This is a genomic window from Pseudomonas ceruminis (assembly GCF_021602025.1).
Lineage (GTDB): Bacteria > Pseudomonadota > Gammaproteobacteria > Pseudomonadales > Pseudomonadaceae > Aquipseudomonas > Aquipseudomonas ceruminis.
Genome location: NZ_BQHW01000026.1, coordinates 25,723 through 42,105 on the forward strand (window position 1 = coordinate 25,723; position 16,383 = coordinate 42,105).

18 protein-coding genes and 2 tRNA genes are annotated in these 16,383 nt (G+C 61.5%); 12 read left to right on the forward strand and 8 right to left on the reverse strand.

The genetic code is table 11. From position 1 onward, the window contains the following. The first annotated feature begins 65 nt into the window (after positions 1 to 65). From gorA to L6D80_RS24115, 4 genes are all read left to right on the forward strand, one after another. Positions 66 to 1,421: a glutathione-disulfide reductase gene (gorA, locus tag L6D80_RS24100; RefSeq protein ID WP_176515180.1), complete on the forward strand. Its 1,356-nt coding sequence runs from the start codon at positions 66 to 68 to the stop codon at positions 1,419 to 1,421. Between the two features lie 264 nt (positions 1,422 to 1,685). Further along, positions 1,686 to 2,249, forward strand: coding sequence for an alkyl hydroperoxide reductase subunit C (ahpC, locus tag L6D80_RS24105; RefSeq protein ID WP_033696855.1), 564 nt, complete (start codon positions 1,686 to 1,688; stop codon positions 2,247 to 2,249). Between the two features lie 124 nt (positions 2,250 to 2,373). Further along, positions 2,374 to 3,936 carry an alkyl hydroperoxide reductase subunit F gene (gene ahpF, locus L6D80_RS24110; RefSeq protein WP_054903590.1) on the forward strand — a complete coding sequence of 521 codons (1,563 nt, stop codon included), beginning with the start codon at positions 2,374 to 2,376 and terminating at the stop codon, positions 3,934 to 3,936. 149 nt (positions 3,937 to 4,085) lie between these two features. Next, the gene (locus L6D80_RS24115) at positions 4,086 to 4,274 is read left to right on the forward strand and encodes a hypothetical protein (protein ID WP_176515955.1); all 189 of its coding nucleotides are present in this window, start codon (positions 4,086 to 4,088) and stop codon (positions 4,272 to 4,274) included. Positions 4,275 to 4,279: 5 nt separating this feature from the next. Here L6D80_RS24115 and L6D80_RS24120 read toward each other — a convergent pair whose 3' ends face one another. The 3 genes from L6D80_RS24120 to nhaR form a co-directional block, all read right to left on the reverse strand. Beyond that, positions 4,280 to 4,927 (reverse strand): YceH family protein, encoded by a 648-nt coding sequence (locus L6D80_RS24120; RefSeq protein WP_176515953.1) that lies wholly within the window; start codon positions 4,925 to 4,927, stop codon positions 4,280 to 4,282. Positions 4,928 to 5,090: 163 nt separating this feature from the next. After that, positions 5,091 to 6,302: a serine/threonine transporter SstT gene (gene sstT, locus L6D80_RS24125; protein WP_176515952.1), complete on the reverse strand. Its 1,212-nt coding sequence runs from the start codon at positions 6,300 to 6,302 to the stop codon at positions 5,091 to 5,093. A gap of 104 nt (positions 6,303 to 6,406) precedes the next feature. Continuing rightward, on the reverse strand, positions 6,407 to 7,300 hold the full coding sequence (gene nhaR / locus L6D80_RS24130; protein WP_054903587.1) for a transcriptional activator NhaR: 894 nt from the start codon (positions 7,298 to 7,300) through the stop codon (positions 6,407 to 6,409). Positions 7,301 to 7,434: 134 nt separating this feature from the next. On the opposite strand from nhaR, the gene L6D80_RS24135 reads away from it, so the two are divergent. Next, a complete protein-coding gene (locus L6D80_RS24135) occupies positions 7,435 to 7,674 on the forward strand; it encodes a hypothetical protein (RefSeq protein ID WP_054903586.1) in 240 nt (79 codons plus the stop codon). A 25-nt stretch (positions 7,675 to 7,699) separates the two neighbouring features. Next, positions 7,700 to 8,452, forward strand: coding sequence for a TerC family protein (locus tag L6D80_RS24140; protein ID WP_176515950.1), 753 nt, complete (start codon positions 7,700 to 7,702; stop codon positions 8,450 to 8,452). A gap of 130 nt (positions 8,453 to 8,582) precedes the next feature. On the opposite strand, the gene L6D80_RS24145 is transcribed toward L6D80_RS24140, so the two are convergent. Then, a complete protein-coding gene (locus L6D80_RS24145) occupies positions 8,583 to 8,762 on the reverse strand; it encodes a hypothetical protein (protein WP_054903584.1) in 180 nt (59 codons plus the stop codon). 212 nt (positions 8,763 to 8,974) lie between these two features. Between L6D80_RS24145 and L6D80_RS24150 the strand changes: the two genes are divergently transcribed. After that, positions 8,975 to 9,661 carry a peptidase C39 family protein gene (locus L6D80_RS24150; RefSeq protein ID WP_176515948.1) on the forward strand — a complete coding sequence of 229 codons (687 nt, stop codon included), beginning with the start codon at positions 8,975 to 8,977 and terminating at the stop codon, positions 9,659 to 9,661. Between the two features lie 43 nt (positions 9,662 to 9,704). Here the strand turns inward: L6D80_RS24150 and L6D80_RS24155 are convergent, their stop codons facing one another. Then, complete coding sequence (locus L6D80_RS24155) at positions 9,705 to 10,988, reverse strand: NAD(P)/FAD-dependent oxidoreductase (protein WP_054903582.1); 1,284 nt, start codon at positions 10,986 to 10,988, stop codon at positions 9,705 to 9,707. 201 nt (positions 10,989 to 11,189) lie between these two features. On the opposite strand from L6D80_RS24155, the gene L6D80_RS24160 reads away from it, so the two are divergent. The 4 genes from L6D80_RS24160 (at position 11,190) to L6D80_RS24175 (ending at position 12,848) form a co-directional block, all read left to right on the forward strand. Then, positions 11,190 to 11,266: transfer RNA gene (locus L6D80_RS24160), tRNA-Val, on the forward strand. A 160-nt stretch (positions 11,267 to 11,426) separates the two neighbouring features. Continuing rightward, positions 11,427 to 11,503 (forward strand) — tRNA-Val (locus tag L6D80_RS24165). Between the two features lie 142 nt (positions 11,504 to 11,645). Beyond that, positions 11,646 to 12,218, forward strand: a complete 573-nt coding sequence (locus L6D80_RS24170; RefSeq protein ID WP_054903581.1) for an SPOR domain-containing protein — start codon at positions 11,646 to 11,648, stop codon at positions 12,216 to 12,218. A gap of 204 nt (positions 12,219 to 12,422) precedes the next feature. Next, a complete protein-coding gene (locus L6D80_RS24175) occupies positions 12,423 to 12,848 on the forward strand; it encodes a GTP pyrophosphokinase (protein ID WP_054903580.1) in 426 nt (141 codons plus the stop codon). Positions 12,849 to 12,850: 2 nt separating this feature from the next. On the opposite strand, the gene L6D80_RS24180 is transcribed toward L6D80_RS24175, so the two are convergent. The 3 genes from L6D80_RS24180 to L6D80_RS24190 all read right to left on the reverse strand — a co-directional run bounded on the left by L6D80_RS24180 (position 12,851) and on the right by L6D80_RS24190 (position 15,027). Next, the gene (locus L6D80_RS24180; protein ID WP_176515946.1) at positions 12,851 to 13,543 is read right to left on the reverse strand and encodes an endonuclease; all 693 of its coding nucleotides are present in this window, start codon (positions 13,541 to 13,543) and stop codon (positions 12,851 to 12,853) included. 6 nt (positions 13,544 to 13,549) lie between these two features. Next, positions 13,550 to 13,792: a DUF1654 domain-containing protein gene (locus tag L6D80_RS24185; RefSeq protein ID WP_054903673.1), complete on the reverse strand. Its 243-nt coding sequence runs from the start codon at positions 13,790 to 13,792 to the stop codon at positions 13,550 to 13,552. 146 nt (positions 13,793 to 13,938) lie between these two features. After that, positions 13,939 to 15,027, reverse strand: a complete 1,089-nt coding sequence (locus L6D80_RS24190) for an asparaginase (protein ID WP_054903672.1) — start codon at positions 15,025 to 15,027, stop codon at positions 13,939 to 13,941. Between the two features lie 398 nt (positions 15,028 to 15,425). On the opposite strand from L6D80_RS24190, the gene L6D80_RS24195 reads away from it, so the two are divergent. After that, positions 15,426 to 16,382: a sugar ABC transporter substrate-binding protein gene (locus L6D80_RS24195; RefSeq protein ID WP_054903671.1), complete on the forward strand. Its 957-nt coding sequence runs from the start codon at positions 15,426 to 15,428 to the stop codon at positions 16,380 to 16,382. The last annotated feature ends 1 nt before the right edge of the window (position 16,383 follow it).

A 16,383-nucleotide genomic window follows, 5' to 3' on the forward strand; every position in this document is an offset into this window, starting at 1 on the left:
GGTGGCTTTTTTGTTTGTGGCGGCTAACGGCGGTATGCTGGGCGCCAGCCTAGGAGACTGAATACATGGCCTACGATTTTGATCTGTTCGTGATTGGCGCCGGTTCCGGCGGTGTGCGTGCGGCGCGCTTCGCTGCCGGCTTTGGGGCGAAGGTGGCGGTAGCCGAAAGCCGCTACCTGGGGGGCACCTGCGTCAACGTCGGGTGCGTGCCCAAGAAGTTGCTGGTGTACGGCGCCCACGTCGCCGATGAGCTGGAGCAGGCCGCCGGGTTCGGCTGGACGCTGGAAGAAGGCCACTTCGACTGGGGCACCTTGATCGCCAACAAGAACCGCGAAATCGAGCGCCTCAATGGCATCTATCGCAACCTGCTGGTGAACAGCGGCGTGACCTTGTTGGAAGGCCATGCGCGCATCACCGGAGCCCACGAGGTGCAAGTGGATGGCCAGCGCTACAGCGCCGAGCACATCCTCATCGCCACCGGCGGCTGGCCACAGGTGCCGGACATTCCGGGCAAGGAACTGGCCATCACCTCCAACGAAGCCTTCTACCTCAAGGACCTACCACGGCGCGTGCTGGTGGTAGGCGGTGGTTACATCGCTGTCGAGTTTGCCGGTATTTTCCAGGGGCTTGGCGCCGATACCACTTTGCTGTACCGCGGCGACCTGTTCCTGCGCGGCTTTGACGGTTCGGTCCGTACCCACCTGAAGGAAGAGCTGGAAAAGCGCGGGCTCAACCTGCAGTTCAATGCTGATATCCAGCGCATCGACAAGCTCGATGACGGCAGCCTCAAGGCCACCCTCAAGGACGGCCGCGAACTGGTCGCCGATTGTGTGTTCTACGCCACCGGCCGGCGTCCCATGCTCGACAACCTGGGCCTTGAAAACACCGGTGTCGAGTTGGACCCGCGTGGTTACATTCGGGTCGACGAGCAGTACCAGACCACCGCGCCGTCGATCCTGGCCATCGGTGATGTAATTGGCCGCGTACAGCTGACCCCGGTGGCCCTGGCCGAAGGCATGGCCGTGGCACGGCGCTTGTTCAAGCCAGAGCAATACCGGCCGGTGGATTACCAGAACATCCCCACGGCGGTGTTCAGTCAGCCGCCGATCGGGACCGTTGGCCTTACTGAGGAGCAGGCGCTGGAAGCGGGGCACAAGGTGCAGATCTTCGAAAGCCGCTTCCGCGCCATGAAGCTGACGCTCACCGACATTCAGGAGAAGACCCTGATGAAGCTGGTGGTGGATGCCGACACCGACAAAGTGCTGGGTTGTCACATGGTTGGCCCGGATGCCGGCGAGATCATCCAGGGCCTGGGCATTGCACTGAAGGCGGGCGCGACCAAGCAGCAGTTCGACGAGACCATTGGCGTGCACCCGACTGCTGCCGAAGAGTTCGTCACCCTGCGTACCGCCACGCGCTGATAACGCTGGGCTCATCGCTGGCAAGTGGCTCCCGCACTGTACTTGTGGGAGCCACTGTCTTGCACAACTGCAGAAGTCGACGCATTTCCTGTGGGACTGGGGTTCACCCGCAATCCTTTGCTCAGCCCAAACCCTTCTATTAATAATCTCCTCTTATAGCCAAAACCAATCGTCAGCATGAGGTTTGCCAATGAGCCTTTTTGACGACCAGCGGTTAGGATTCTCTCCGTCAACTGATTTCAACCCCATGAAGGAGCGTCTCTCATGCCTATCATCAACAGCCAGGTCAAACCGTTCAACGCCACCGCCTTCCACAACGGCGAATTCGTTCAGGTAAGCGAAGCCGACCTGAAGGGCAAGTGGTCTGTCGTGTTCTTCTACCCGGCCGACTTCACCTTCGTCTGCCCGACCGAGCTGGGTGACCTTGCTGACAACTACGCCGAGTTCCAGAAGCTGGGCGTGGAAATCTACGGTGTGTCCACCGACACCCACTTCACCCACAAAGCCTGGCACGACACTTCGGAAACCATCGGCAAGATCAAGTACCCGCTGATCGGTGACCCAACCCACGTCATCTCGCGCAACTTCGACGTGCTGATCGAAGAAGCCGGCCTGGCCGATCGCGGAACCTTCGTGATCAACCCGGAAGGCCAGATCAAGATCGTCGAAATCAACGACGGTGGTGTAGGCCGTGACGCCAGCGAGCTGCTGCGCAAGGTCAAGGCTGCCCAGTACGTTGCCGCTCACCCGGGCGAAGTTTGCCCGGCCAAGTGGAAAGAAGGCGAAGCGACTCTGGCTCCGTCGCTGGACCTGGTCGGCAAGATCTAAGACCGTGCGTCAGATGCGGGCGGTGAGCAGCCGCCACTTCTAAGCTGTCACCGCCCCGCAAAAACGCCCGGGCGACATCGCCTGGGCGTTTTTATTTACACGTTTGAAAAAAGGAATCGCCCGTATGTTGGACGCCACGCTTAAATCGCAACTGAAAACCTACCTGGAGCGGGTCACCCAGCCGATCGAGATCGTTGCTTCCCTCGACGACGGCGCGAAGTCCCGCGAATTGCACGACCTGCTGGTGGAAATCGCCGGCCTGTCGAACCTCATTACCCTGAGCGCGGACGGCACCGATGCCCGTCGCCCATCGTTCTCGCTCAATCGCCCCGGGGCAGACATCAGCCTGCGCTTTGCCGGCATCCCCATGGGCCACGAATTCACCTCCCTGGTATTGGCGCTGCTCCAAGTCGGCGGCCACCCATCCAAGGCCAGCGCCGAAGTGATCGAACAGATCCAGGCCCTGGAAGGCGAGTTCACCTTCGAAACCTACTTCTCGCTGTCGTGCCAGAACTGCCCCGACGTGGTCCAGGCGCTGAACCTGATGGCCGTGCTCAACCCCAATGTGCGCCATGTCGCCATCGATGGCGCACTGTTCCAGGATGAAGTCGAGTCGCGCAAGATCATGGCGGTCCCGAGCATCTACCTCAATGGTGAAGTATTTGGCCAGGGCCGCATGGGCCTGGAAGAGATCCTCGGCAAGATCGACACCAACGCCGGTGCTCGCCAGGCCGAAAAAATCAATGCCAAGGACGCCTTCGACGTGCTGGTGGTCGGTGGTGGCCCCGCCGGTGCGGCCGCAGCCATTTACGCGGCGCGTAAAGGCATCCGTACCGGTGTCGCAGCCGAGCGCTTCGGCGGCCAGGTGCTCGATACCCTGGCCATCGAAAACTTTATCTCGGTGCAGGAAACCGAAGGGCCGAAACTGGCCACGGCGCTGGAAGAACACGTCAAGCAGTACGACGTCGATATCATGAACCTGCAGCGCGGCGAAGCGTTGATCCCCGCCACCGACGGCGGCTTGCACGAAGTGCGCCTGGCTGGCGGTGCGTCGCTCAAGGCCAAGACCGTGATCCTCGCCACCGGTGCTCGCTGGCGCGAAATGAACGTGCCGGGTGAGCAGGAATACCGCGCCCGTGGCGTGGCCTACTGCCCGCACTGTGACGGCCCGCTGTTCAAAGGCAAGCGCGTGGCGGTGATCGGTGGCGGCAACTCCGGTGTTGAAGCGGCCATCGACCTGGCCGGCATCGTCGCCCAGGTGACGTTGATCGAGTTCGACAGCCAGTTGCGTGCCGACGCGGTGTTGCAGCGCAAACTGCATAGCTTGCCGAACGTCAAGGTGATCACCAGTGCATTGACGACCGAAGTGGTCGGCAACGGTGAGAAGGTGACCGGTCTGCGCTACAAGGACCGTACAACCGACGCGCTGCATGATTTGGCGCTGGAAGGTATCTTCGTGCAGATCGGCCTGCTGCCCAACACCGACTGGCTCAAAGGCACGGTCGAGCTGTCGCCACGTGGCGAGATCATTGTCGATGCCAAGGGGGCGACCAACATCCCCGGCGTGTTCGCCGCAGGTGACGTGACCACGGTGCCGTACAAGCAGATCGTCATCGCCGTAGGCGAGGGTGCCAAGGCATCGCTGGCGGCCTTCGACCACTTGATCCGCGCTTCTGCACCGGCGTAATCCTGCTGTTGCTCCTTCGCGGGCAAACCCGCCCCCACAGGCACAATGCAGCGCCTGTGGGGGCGGGTTTGCCCGCGAATGCGTGGGTTCAGGAAAAACCGTGCCGAGGGTGTCTATGATTACTGCAGACACCTTCAGGAATCTCACCCATGACCCTGATCAGCCGCGAACCCTGGTGGCTAGTGCCACCCAAGCCCGGGCAGAAGGAGCAGGACCTGCGCTGGGGCTACCTGGAAATCTACGCCGACGGCCGTACCGTGTTCGTCGACCAGCGCCCCAGTGACCGGGAGCTGGCAGAGCGCAAGAGCTGCCGCAACTTCCCCGACCTGGAGCACTGAGTGCCCTAGCCCTCCAGCTCGGCCAGGCGTGCTTCAAGCGCGGCAATACGTGCTTCCAGGGCTTCGATTCGCTCTTCCGACACGTTACCGCTACCCGCGCGTGCACCGCCTTCCTGCTGGCGCGCCGCCAGAATCGCCTCGATTTCAGCCGTGTCGCCCAGCGCGTGGGTATAGCGGTCTTCACGTTGCCCCGCCTGGCGCGGCAAATGCAGGGCCAGGCCGCGGGAGATCAAGCGCTCGAGCTGGTGCTGGATCTGTTCGGTGTCGTCGAATTCGTGCAGCCGGTTGCTGCGGGTCAGCAGCTCGTTGAGGGTTTGTGGCCCGCGCAGGAACAAGAGGCCCATCAGTATCAGCTGTGCCGGTACCAGCTCCAAGGCCTTGTCCACGCGTTGTTCCCAGCGGTCGGCACGGCTGCCCATCTGCAGGCGGGTCATGTCCTTGCCTTCCAGCGCACGCAGGGCCTGGCCGACCTGGCCTTGGGTCAGGTTCATGACCGGTTCGCGGCTGGTCTTCTGGTTGCAGGCCAGGAGCAGGGCGTTGAGGGTCAGCGGGTAGCTTTCAGGGCTGGTGGCCTGTTTTTCGATCAGCGAACCGAGAATGCGGATCTCGATACTGGTAAAGCGGCCTGCGTCTGCGGTTTCGTGTTCTGACATGGCCCTGTCTCATTGCGAGGAAAAGGCCACTAGCGTAGGTAAAGCGCCTGGCTTAAGCAATCACTGGCCTGTTCGCTGAACAAGCCCGCTCACCGCTACCGCGTTTGGCGCAGGCGCTTCGGCGCTATCCTGGGGGCAGGGAACTACCCCGGCCCCAGCCATCTCAGGCGCTGCGTCGCTCCTCAGCCTGGCACGCCGCCGCCGTGAACAGCACATCGGTCGAAGAATTCAGCGCTGTCTCTGCCGAATCCTGCAGCACACCGATGATGAAGCCTACCGCCACCACCTGCATGGCGATTTCGCTAGGGATGCCGAACAAGCTGCATGCCAGCGGAATCAACAGCAGCGAGCCGCCGGCCACACCCGACGCGCCGCAGGCGCAGATGGCCGCAACCACACTCAGCAGCACGGCGGTCGGCAGGTCGATCGCAATGCCCAGGGTGTGCACTGCTGCCAGTGTCAACACGGTAATGGTGATCGCCGCACCGGCCATGTTGATGGTGGCGCCCAGCGGGATCGACACCGAGTAGGTGTCTTCATGCAGTCCCAGGCGCTCCGACAGCGCCAGGTTGACCGGAATGTTGGCTGCCGAACTGCGGGTGAAGAATGCCGTGATGCCGCTTTCGCGCAGGCACAGCAAGGTCAGAGGGTAGGGGTTGCGGCGAATCTTCCAGAACACGATCAACGGGTTCATCACCAACGCCACGAACAGCATGCAGCCGATCAGCACCGCCAGCAAATGCAGGTAGCCCAGCAATGCATCGAGGCCCGATTGGGCGAGGGTGGCGCTGACCAGGCCGAAAATGCCCAGCGGGGCGAAGCGGATGACCACGCGCACGATCAGGGTGACGCCATTGGACAGGTCTTCGACCACGGTTCGGGTGGTATCACCGGCATGGCGCAGGGCCACACCCAAGCCGATGGCCCAGGTCAGCACGCCAATGAAATTGGCGTTGAGGAAGGCGTTGACCGGGTTGTCGACGGCACTGAGCAGCAGGTTCTGCATCACCTCGACAATGCCGCCTGGCGCGCTCAGCGCAGCCTGGTCAGTGGTCAGCGCCAGGTGCGACGGGAACAGCATGCTGGCGACCACGGCGACCACTGCAGCAGCGAAGGTGCCCAGCAGATACAGCCAGAGAATCGGGCGTATATGGGTTTCCTGGCCGTGGCGATGGTTGGCGATCGAGGCCATGACCAGGATGAACACCAGTACCGGTGCCACCGCCTTGAGGGCGCTGACGAACACCTTGCCGAGAAAGCCTAGGTCGCGCGCAATGTCGGGGGCGAGCAGCGCCAGGGCGATGCCGGCAACCAGGCCGATGACGATCTGAGTCACCAGGCTGGTGCGGTTAAGGAGGCGGAGGACGGGGGACATGTGCAGCACAATCTCGGTATCTTCAAAGCGCGCGACTTTACCATAGACCATTGGCTGGCAGTTCCGGCCTCTTCACTGGGTCACCTGCCAAGCGCGCGCCGCGATCACCAATGAAACAACTCCCTCCTCGCGCCCTCGGTGATGGCCACGATCCCTGGGTGCTTGACCTTGCGTTCGACCGAAATGGCATAGAACGACTCGCGCACCGCCTCGGTCTGCCCGATCAACTGCACCCCATACTGCCGGCACACCTCCTCGGCAATCACGCTCGGCGCCACAAACAGGCCGCTGCCCGACTGGCCGAACGCCTGCATCAAGGCGCTGTCGTCGAATTCGCCAATGATCCTTGGCTGTACCTGCTGCTCGCTTAGCCAGCGCAACAGGCGGCTGCGCACTACCGTTTCCTGGCCGGGAATCAGCAGCGGAGCATCGTGCAGGCAGGCGGGGAAGTCGCCCGCATGCTGCAGCGCCAAGGCTGGGGTTGCAAAAAAGCTCAGGCCGCATTCGCCAAGCTTCTGGCTGTAACCCTTGATGTCCAGGTGGCTGGGCATCGGGCTGTCGGAGATCACCAGGTCCAGGCGTTGGATCGCCAGGTCTGCCAGCAGGCGTTCGAGCTTGTCTTCACGGCAGTTGATACGCAGGACTTCGTCCAGTGCCATGGTGGGAGCAAGCAGGCGGTAGACGATCGACTTGGGCACCACATCGGCAACCCCCACACGGAACAGGATCTGCTCCTGCGGGCCGGCGCGCAGCATGGCCTCAAGCTCACCAGCGATCTGGAACATCTGCTCGGCATGCACCAGCGTCTGGCGGCCCGTTTCGGTCAGTTCCAACTGCCGGCCAACGCGCTGGAACAGCTCCAGGCCATAGGTTTGCTCGAACAGGCTGATCTGGCCGCTGATGGTCTGGGGCGTCAGGTTCAACTGCTCACTGGCGCGGGCGATGCTGCCGGTCTTGGCCACGGCCCAAAAATAGTGCAACTGGCGATAGTTGAGCATCGCTGCGCTCTCGATTCGTAAAAACCGAAGTATAACCGCTGAAAATACGAATTTTCCTGATGTATGGGCCTCTTTAGAATCCCAACCCATCAGGTGCCGTGCGCGGCGCCGGGAAATCGACAAGCGAGGACGTCATGCTGCAACTTAAATCCATTGGCACACCGTTGGTGCTGGCCTTGGCACTGTTGAGCCTGGTCGGCTGCGACCAGGCGGAGAAATCCGCCCAGCAGATGCTCGACCAGGCCGCCCAATCGGCCAAGCAAGCCATCGATGACACCAACAAGGCAGCGCAACAGGCGCTGAGTGACGCCATCGGCACCGAGGGGCACAAGCCCAAGGACGCCGAGGCGCAAACCAAGACCCAGGACATCTGACCCAGAACCGCTGCAGGACTGAAAAATGGAATATCTGCTGGAACTCGCCGCAAGTCCCACCGCCTGGGTAGCCCTTGCCACACTGGTGGCCATGGAAGTCGTACTGGGTATCGATAACCTGATCTTCATCTCGATCCTGACCAACAAACTGCCGCTCGAGTATCGCTCCAAGGCGCGACGCATCGGCATCAGCATGGCCCTGGTCATGCGCCTGGCGTTGCTCAGCACAGTGGCCTGGATCGTTCAGTTGACCGACCCGGTGTTCGAAGTGTTCGGCAATGCCTTCTCCTGGAAGGATGTGATCCTGATCGCCGGTGGCCTGTTCCTGTTGTGGAAAGCGACCAAGGAAATCCACGAAAACGTCGACCCGCACGGCGCCAAGGAAGAAGCGAAGGTCTCTTCCACGGTTACCCTGGGCTTTGCGGCGGCGATCTTCCAGATCCTTTTGCTGGACATCGTCTTCTCGGTCGACAGCATCATCACCGCCGTGGGCATGACTGAGCACCTGCCGATCATGATCATCGCCGTGATTGCGGCCGTGATTGTAATGATGGTGGCCGCCGACCCGCTGGCGAACTTCATCAACGACAACCCGACCGTCGTCATGTTGGCCCTGGGCTTCCTGATCATGATCGGCATGACCTTGATCGCCGAAGGCTTTGGTGCCCATGTGCCGAAAGGGTATGTGTACGCGGCGATGGCGTTCTCGACGGTGATTGAGATCCTCAACATCCTGGCCCGCCGGGCGCGGCTCAAGCGCGAAGCGGCCGAAGGCTGACAGGGCGGGGCGCTTTGCGCCTCGTTTGCAGGCAAGCCTGCTCCCTCGCGGGCCACCACTGTTGCTCAAGGCAGTGGCGGCCCGTGGGGAGCGGGCTTGTCCCGCGAAAGTGCCGCAGAACTATCAGCTGTCAGTGCGCTTGTGCGTGCCGCCGTGTACGGTTGGTCGGCTGGGCCCTGGCCTCAGCCTGCGGTGGCTGGTGGTGATGCTGTGAATGACGCCGTACGATCCGCAGAACGCCCCATAACATGGCGGCTGCAACGCTAAGCCACATCCCTACCAGCATGAGAATTGCCATTGTCAGGCTCATGTGTGCCTCCTTCTCTCGGGCTAGCCCACGGCTTGCCCTCCAGACACTGCTTTAGTCTAGCTGCAGGCCTGTGACGTTCCATTGATCGATGGTCGACTGCTTGGGTCGTTTCGTTCCAAGCCTGCGTCGGGCTATACCCGCGCTGCGTGGCGTCCTATGATCTGCGCCAGAGCCGGGCGCTGACAGCCTGGCGTCGGAACAAGCGAGTGTCCATGGAGCGAAATTCCCTGAAAGCGTGGGCCGCCAGCCCGCGTCGGTTGCTGGTGGCCTGCCTGTTGGCTGTAAGTGTGGCCGGTTGTGCCGGGGCACCACCCGCCACGCTCAAGGGCCTGCCACAACGGGTCGAGATCAGCAGCGTGCCGTTCTACCGGGGCAACGCCAACCACAGCGGTGCAATGGCCTTGGCGGCCTTGCTGTCGCAGCAGGGGGCGCCGATCACGCCGGGCTTGCTGGATAAGCCATTGGGCCTGCCCCAGGGCACCGCATCGCTGGGTGACAGCATCCCGCGGGTGGCACGGGAGTACGGCATGGTCGTCTACCCGCTGGAAAAACACCTGGATGCCTTGCTGACTCAGGTGGCGGCGGGTAACCCGGTGCTGTTGCGCTATCAGGAAGGGTCGGCGTGGTGGAGCGAGCCGCGTTATGCGGTGTTGATCGGTTACGACCGGTACAAGCAGCGGGTGTTGCTGCGTTCAGGCATGCACCGGCGGCAACTGATGGCCTTTGATGATTTTGCCGCAGGGTGGGCGAAGGAAGGGCATTGGGCAGTGCTGGTGCAGCCCCCGCGGCAACTGCCGGCCCAGGTGGACCGACAGCGCTGGCTGCAGGCTGCCGACGAACTGGCCCGGGCAGGCCAGGAAGTCGCGGCGAAACAGGCGGTGAGCAGCCTCGGCAAGTAGCGTTGCGCCACCGGCCCGCCGCGGCGAGCCGGGGCTGCCTGCCTCAGAAGCCCAGGCGATCGCGCAGGCTGTAGTACCACGCACCGATGGCGCTGAACGGTACACGCAGCATCTGGCCGCCAGGGAACGGGTAGTGCGGCAGGCCGGCGAAGGCGTCGAAACGCTCGGCCTGGCCACGCAGCGCCTCGGCCAGCACCTTGCCCGCCAGGTGGGTGTAGGTCACGCCGTGGCCCGAGCAACCCTGCGAGTAATAGATGTTATCGCCGATACGGCCGACCTGGGGCAGGCGCGACAGGGTCAGCAGGAAGTTGCCGGTCCAGGCGTAGTCGATCTTGACGTTCTTCAGTTGCGGGAAGGCCTTGAGCATCTTCGGGCGGATGATCGCTTCGATGTTGGCCGGGTCGCGTGCACCGTAGACCACGCCACCGCCGAAGATCAGGCGCTTGTCGCTGGTCAGGCGGTAGTAGTCGAGCAGGTAGTTGCAGTCCTCGACGCAATAGTCTTGCGGCAGCAGGGTACGGGCCAGTTCCTCGCCCAGCGGCTCGGTAGTGATCACCTGAGTGCCGCAAGGCATCGACTTGGCAGCCAGTTCTGGCACCAGGTTGCCCAGGTAGGCGTTACCCGCAACGATGATGAACTTGGCGCGTACCTTGCCCTGTGGGGTGTGAACCACCGGGTTGGCACCGCGCTCGATGCGCACGGCCGGGGTTTGCTCATAGATGATGCCGCCCAGCGACTCGACCGCGGCCGCTTCGCCCAAGGCCAGGTTCAGCGGGTGGATGTGGCCGCCGCTCATGTCCAGCATGCCGCCGATGTAGCTGTCGCAGGCCACGACTTCACGGATACGCTTCTGGTCCATCAGCTCCAGCTGGGTGTGGCCGAAACGCTCCCACAGGCGCTTTTGCGATTCCAGGTGGCCCATCTGCTTGGAGGTCAGCGCAGCGAACACGCCACCGTCCTTCAGGTCGCACTGGATGTTGTACTTGGCGACGCGCTCGCGGATGATGCGGCCGCCTTCGAAGGCCATGTGGCCCAGCAGTTGCGCTTGCTGGGGGCCGACGGTGCGCTCGATGACATCGATGTCACGGCTATAACTGTTGACGATCTGGCCGCCGTTGCGGCCCGACGCGCCGAAGCCGACCTTGGCCGCTTCGACGATGCTGACCTTGAAGCCGTTCTCCAGCAGGAACAGTGCGCTGGACAGGCCTGTATAGCCGGCGCCGATGATGCACACATCGGTCTCCACCTCACCCTGCAGCGCCGGACGTGGCGGCACCGGGTTGGCCGAGGCGGCGTAGTAGGACTGGGGGTAGGGGGTATTGGCCATGCTCGAGAAACCTCGTGTTTTATATTTTTAACGAATGTAGCGATGCTATCAATAATAATAAACACCCGCTAGTCGTCCGGTGAAAATCCTTTACCCCCTACGACGAACCGCTTCTCTATAAAGAGTTTAAGATTCAGTGGGTTAGCGCGAAAAAAAGTGTTGACAGGTGTTTGGGAATGCGTAGAATGCGCACCACACGACAGGCACATAGCTCAGTTGGTTAGAGCACCACCTTGACATGGTGGGGGTCGTTGGTTCGAGTCCAATTGTGCCTACCAAATCCCAGAAAGGGCGATCCGCAAGGATCGCCCTTTCTGCATTCCGGGGTGAGGTAACTGCATTTCCCAGGTGGCCGACAGGCTTCTGAAAGTTTTTGATTTTTTTGAAAAAAACGCTTTACAGGTGTGCAGTCGATCTCTAATATGCGCACCACACGACAGGCACATAGCTCAGTTGGTTAGAGCACCACCTTGACATGGTGGGGGTCGTTGGTTCGAGTCCAATTGTGCCTACCAAATATCAGAAGGGGCGATCCGTAAGGGTCGCCCTTTTTGCATGTGCGCGTTATATGGGTGTCGCACGGTGTAACGTATGGTCGCGGTCCAGGCCACGGGCGGTCATGCTAGAATCCGCCGCTTCGAATCTGGAGGTACACGCGTGCGCAAACTGGCAGTGGTAATGGCAGTGCTGGCCCTGGCGGGCTGTGAGAACGAGGTCGAAGGTGTGCACAAACAGGTGGCCGAACACTTGCACAACCCAAAGACGGCCAAGTTCGGCAACGTGCGGATCGACACCAAGGGCACCATCTGCGGCCAGGTGCGCGGCAAGGACGATGCCGGGCAGTACGAAGCCTACCGCAGCTACGTGGCGATCAAACGTGACGCTGGCCAGTACGAAATCATTGTCGATGACACCGGCAACAACCTGCGCATTCGCGAAATGTGCGGCGGTGCCGACCTGCAGCGCCGCGCCGAGGCACTGGCCGATCAGCCGGCGCCGCAAGGCTGGGATGTCGAAGTGATCCAGGGTGCCAACATGGGTGCGCTGACCGACATGACCGCACGCCTTATCGAAAAGGGCATTCCCTCTTCGGTGGAGTACCGCGACGGCAAGCCAGTAGTGTTGATGGGGCCATTCCCGACCAAGGAGGAGGCCGAAGCACGCAAGGCAGACGTCATGGCCAAGCTGGGGACTGATTCGGTCGTCATCCAGCATGGCGCTCAGCGCTGACACGCTTGCAGTAGCCACGACCTTGTATCGCGAAGGGGCAGCCTGGCAGCCCCGCAGTGTCAGCAGCCCAGCCCCTTTGCGAGCGGAAACCGCCCTTGTACGTCAGGGCTGGTCGGCAGTGCAATGGCCGACGCAGACGGCCTGTCATCTGTAACCCGACCCGGCTATGCTTGCTCTGGAAGAAGGCCGAACGGGGAGGGCCTCATGTCTACACTGGAACGGGCTATCGTAGTGGCCGCCAGAGCGCATGAAGGGCAATACGACAAGGGTGGCGCTGCATATATCCTGCATCCATTGCGGGTGATGATGCGGGTTTCCACGCCTGAGCAGCGGATCGTCGCGGTGCTGCATGACGTGATCGAAGACACGCCGCTTACACTTTCCGACCTCGCTCGCGAGGGCTTCACGCTGAAAATCCTCGCCGCCCTGTTGGCTTTGAGCCGCCGTGAAAGCGAAAGCTATGAGGACTTCGTCGTGCGCCTGGGCAGCGATCCGCTGGCCCGTACCGTCAAAATGGCCGACCTGGCCGACAACAGTGACCTTTCGCGTATTGCCTGCCCAGGCCCGGCTGACCTGGCACGTCTGGTGCGCTATCGGCAGGCCAGCGCCTACTTGCAGGCGCTGGCCTGAGCCTAGCCACAGGCCTTGAGGTTAACCGGCCCGACAAAATCGTTGCCGCGCCCCATCACGCACGCCACCTGCTGGTTGCGCTGTCGCTCCCAGGCTTGTGGCGGGTAGGTCTTGTTCCAGGCATTGAACAACTGCTGGTCCTGTTTGGACAGGCGCAGGTTGTACTGCTTGCTCATGTAGAAGTAAGTGCGCGCGATCATGCCGCGGATCGATGGGCGCGGCATGACCTTCTTGGCCTTGAAATCGACCTGGGTCAGGCAACTGCCATATTGGCCCTGCTGCACAGGCAGCCAGCCGAAGCTGAAGTTGCTGCGGTCACCATTGACCTCGCCGATGCTCGGTACCAGGTTGTGCAGGTCGGCCTCGGCGCGCTTGTACACTGCGTCGTGCCGTGAGCAGTTCTTGCGCCCACCTTCCTGCCAGCACTGGCGCTGATGGCCGATCTGCCAGGCCGGCACGATGTGTTCCCATTCGATACGTGAAGCGCGCTGGGCGCTTTTGCGGGGTGTGTAACCGCACGAAGCCAGGTCGACCTTGTTGCCCTTGTACTTGCAGCCGCAATAGAACTCCGTCGATTGCGGTGCATACAGCTTCCAGGCGACCTTCTTGGCCTCCTGGAAGGTACGTGGCGCATCGGCGTGGGCGAGGGAGGTGGACAGCAATAGGCAGGTAACGGCGAAAAACGAAACTCTCATGCGTGATCAGTCTTCCTTCGGCACGGTCCAGAAAATCTGCACGCCGCCATCGTCACGGTGGGCGAGGGTGACATTATCGTTCTCGGCGATTTCCTCGAGCAGGGTTTCCCAGTCGTCGGGCGACTCGTGCTCAAGGCGGAAGATCAAGGCAGCGCGGCTGCGCTGGGCGGTGGGGCTGTTGATGATTTTCTGGATACGCAGGCCCAGTTGCACATAAGGGCTGGGCGTTGCGGGGGCGGTACTGGCCACGGGGCTTTTCCTTATTTTGCTGTATGTGCGTACAGTATTTCACTGTAGGCATTTTCGCAACAGCATGTAAGGTGAAAAGCCCCTGTGGCACAGCCCAGTGCAGGGTGGAAGACGGGCGCGCCTAGACGCCCGCGCTCATGTCGCGATCAGTATTCCCAGAAAATGCGCTGCAATTCCTTGCTGTCCTGAGTCTTGGTCATTGCCACCATCGCGAGGATCCGCGCCTTCTGCGGGTTCAGGTCGTGGGCCACGACCCAATCGTTCTTGTCATCAGGCTGTTCGGCATTGCGTAGTACGAAACCACCCTGGTTGACGTGGGACGAGCGGATGATCTGCACGCCATTCTTGCGCAGTTCCTGCAGGGCGGGAACTACCCGCGACGACACCGAGCCATTGCCGGTACCGGCATGGATCAGCGCCTTGGCGCCATTTTGCGCCAGCGCCTTGTAGGCTGTGTCGGTCACGTTGCCATAGCCGTAGGCGATATCGACCTGGGGCAGGCTGCTGATCTGCTTGATGTCGAACTCGGAGTTGACGGTGTGGCGCTTGGCCGGCAGGCGGAACCAGTACGACTTGCCTTCTACCACCATGCCCATTGGGCCCCAGGCGCTCTTGAAGGCTTCGGTCTTGATGTTCACCGACTTGCTCACGTCACGCCCGGACTGGATCTCGTCGTTCATCGTCACCAGTACGCCCTTGCCGCGGGACTGCTTGTCGCCGGCCACGGCCACGGCGTTGTACAGGTTGAGCATGCCGTCGGCGGACATGGCGGTGCCCGGGCGCATCGAGCCGACAACCACGATCGGCTTGTCGGTCTTTTCCACCAGGTTGAGGAAGTAGGCTGTTTCTTCCAGGGTGTCGGTGCCGTGGGTGATGACGATACCGTCGACGTCGTTGCTCTCGGCCAGCTCGGCGACGCGCTTGCCCAGCTTGAGCAGGTCGTCGTTACTGATGCTTTCGGAGGCGATCTGCATCACCTGCTCGCCACGCACATTGGCAATGTCAGCCAGCTCCGGTACGCCTGCAATCAGTTTGTCGACGCCGAGTTTGGCAGCCTGATACGTCGCGCTGTTGGCAGCGCTGGCGCCGGCACCTGCAATGGTGCCACCGGTGGCGAGGATGACCACATTGGCTAGCTTCTGCTGGGTTTCGGCTTCTTTGGCAGAAGCAGTGGCTGGCAGGATCAACAGCAGCGCCAGGGCGCTGGGGGCGAAGGTCTTCAGTGCAGCATTCATAATTATTGTGCTCTCTTCCTAATGAGATTTTTGCTGTGTTGCCCGTAATCAGAGGCAGATTTCGTACCAGTCGGGAACGATGGGTGAGCGCGGTGGCTGTAACCGTGGCCTAGACGCGAAACTGCAGCGTAGCAGCCCCGGTTCAGGGGCGGCGCCTAGCTCGTTCGGGATCCAGGACTGCTTCTACAAGGGCACCTCGCGGCTTCGATGAAATCGGTTTTCCGAACAAGCCTAGGAAAACCTGTTCGGTTTTTCGGAAAAATCTCAGATAATCTGCGCCAAGTACGACGCGGCCCCGGAAGCGAAACGGATTTGACAAAATCAGGTCCTGTTTCCATAGTTGTTCAACGCAAACGTTTGCTATCCGATAAAAACCACAAGATTCGGAGTCATCTTCCATGAAACTGCCGTTCCCCGGTCGTCTTTTGGCGCTCGCCGTCATTTCCTCTCTTTCCCTCGCCATGCCGCTGTCGGCCGCACACGCAGAGGACACGCCCAAGGTAGCCCTGGTCATGAAGTCATTGGCCAACGAATTCTTCCGCACCATGGAAGATGGCGCCAAGGACTACCAGAAGGCCAACCCCAACGACTTCGAGCTGATTGCCAACGGTATCAAGAACGAAACCGATACCGGCGAGCAAATCCGCATTGTCGAGCAGATGGTCAACTCAGGCGCCAAGGCCCTGGTCATCGCCCCTGCAGACTCCAAGGCACTGGTCTCGGCGGTCAAGAAGGCCATGGACCAAGGCGTCATCGTCATCAACATCGACAACCGCCTCGACCCGGAACTGCTCAAAAGCAAGGGCATCAACGTACCCTTTGTCGGCCCCGACAACCGCAAGGGTGCACGCCTGGTAGGCGAGTACCTGGCCAAGGAAAAACTCAAGGCCGGTGACCAGGTCGGCATCATCGAAGGCGTGCCGACCACCACCAACGCCCAGCAGCGTACCGCGGGCTTCAAGGACGCCATGGACGCTGCCCAGATGAAGATCGTCTCGGTGCAGTCGGGTAACTGGGAGATCGACAAGGGCAATGCCGTCGCCGCCTCGATGCTCAACGAGTACCCTGACCTCAAGGCGCTGTTGGCCGGCAACGACAGCATGGCGCTGGGCGCCGTTTCGGCCGTGCGCGCCGCGGGCAAGGCCGGCCAGGTGCAAGTGGTGGGTTACGACAACATCAATGCCATCAAACCGATGCTCGACGATGGCCGCGTGCTTGCCACGCTCGATCAGGCTGCCAGCCAGCAGGCCGTTTTTGGCATCCAGGCGGCGCTGAAGATGCTCAAGGGCGAACAACCGGGCGTGGACGCCGATAACGTCATCCAGACCCCGGTCAAACTCATCACCAAGCCTTGAC

Excerpts from the sequence above, each read along its gene's own strand:
- gorA (WP_176515180.1), top strand. The coding sequence starts at position 66 with ATGGCCTACGATTTTGATCTGTTCGTGATTGGCGCCGGTTCCGGCGGT.
- ahpC (WP_033696855.1), top strand. The coding sequence starts at position 1,686 with ATGCCTATCATCAACAGCCAGGTCAAACCGTTCAACGCCACCGCCTTC.
- ahpF (WP_054903590.1), top strand. The coding sequence starts at position 2,374 with ATGTTGGACGCCACGCTTAAATCGCAACTGAAAACCTACCTGGAGCGG.
- L6D80_RS24115 (WP_176515955.1), top strand. The coding sequence starts at position 4,086 with ATGACCCTGATCAGCCGCGAACCCTGGTGGCTAGTGCCACCCAAGCCC.
- L6D80_RS24120 (WP_176515953.1), bottom strand. The coding sequence starts at position 4,927 with ATGTCAGAACACGAAACCGCAGACGCAGGCCGCTTTACCAGTATCGAG.
- sstT (WP_176515952.1), bottom strand. The coding sequence starts at position 6,302 with ATGTCCCCCGTCCTCCGCCTCCTTAACCGCACCAGCCTGGTGACTCAG.
- nhaR (WP_054903587.1), bottom strand. The coding sequence starts at position 7,300 with ATGCTCAACTATCGCCAGTTGCACTATTTTTGGGCCGTGGCCAAGACC.
- L6D80_RS24135 (WP_054903586.1), top strand. The coding sequence starts at position 7,435 with ATGCTGCAACTTAAATCCATTGGCACACCGTTGGTGCTGGCCTTGGCA.
- L6D80_RS24140 (WP_176515950.1), top strand. The coding sequence starts at position 7,700 with ATGGAATATCTGCTGGAACTCGCCGCAAGTCCCACCGCCTGGGTAGCC.
- L6D80_RS24145 (WP_054903584.1), bottom strand. The coding sequence starts at position 8,762 with ATGAGCCTGACAATGGCAATTCTCATGCTGGTAGGGATGTGGCTTAGC.
- L6D80_RS24150 (WP_176515948.1), top strand. The coding sequence starts at position 8,975 with ATGGAGCGAAATTCCCTGAAAGCGTGGGCCGCCAGCCCGCGTCGGTTG.
- L6D80_RS24155 (WP_054903582.1), bottom strand. The coding sequence starts at position 10,988 with ATGGCCAATACCCCCTACCCCCAGTCCTACTACGCCGCCTCGGCCAAC.
- L6D80_RS24175 (WP_054903580.1), top strand. The coding sequence starts at position 12,423 with ATGTCTACACTGGAACGGGCTATCGTAGTGGCCGCCAGAGCGCATGAA.
- L6D80_RS24180 (WP_176515946.1), bottom strand. The coding sequence starts at position 13,543 with ATGAGAGTTTCGTTTTTCGCCGTTACCTGCCTATTGCTGTCCACCTCC.
- L6D80_RS24190 (WP_054903672.1), bottom strand. The coding sequence starts at position 15,027 with ATGAATGCTGCACTGAAGACCTTCGCCCCCAGCGCCCTGGCGCTGCTG.
- L6D80_RS24195 (WP_054903671.1), top strand. The coding sequence starts at position 15,426 with ATGAAACTGCCGTTCCCCGGTCGTCTTTTGGCGCTCGCCGTCATTTCC.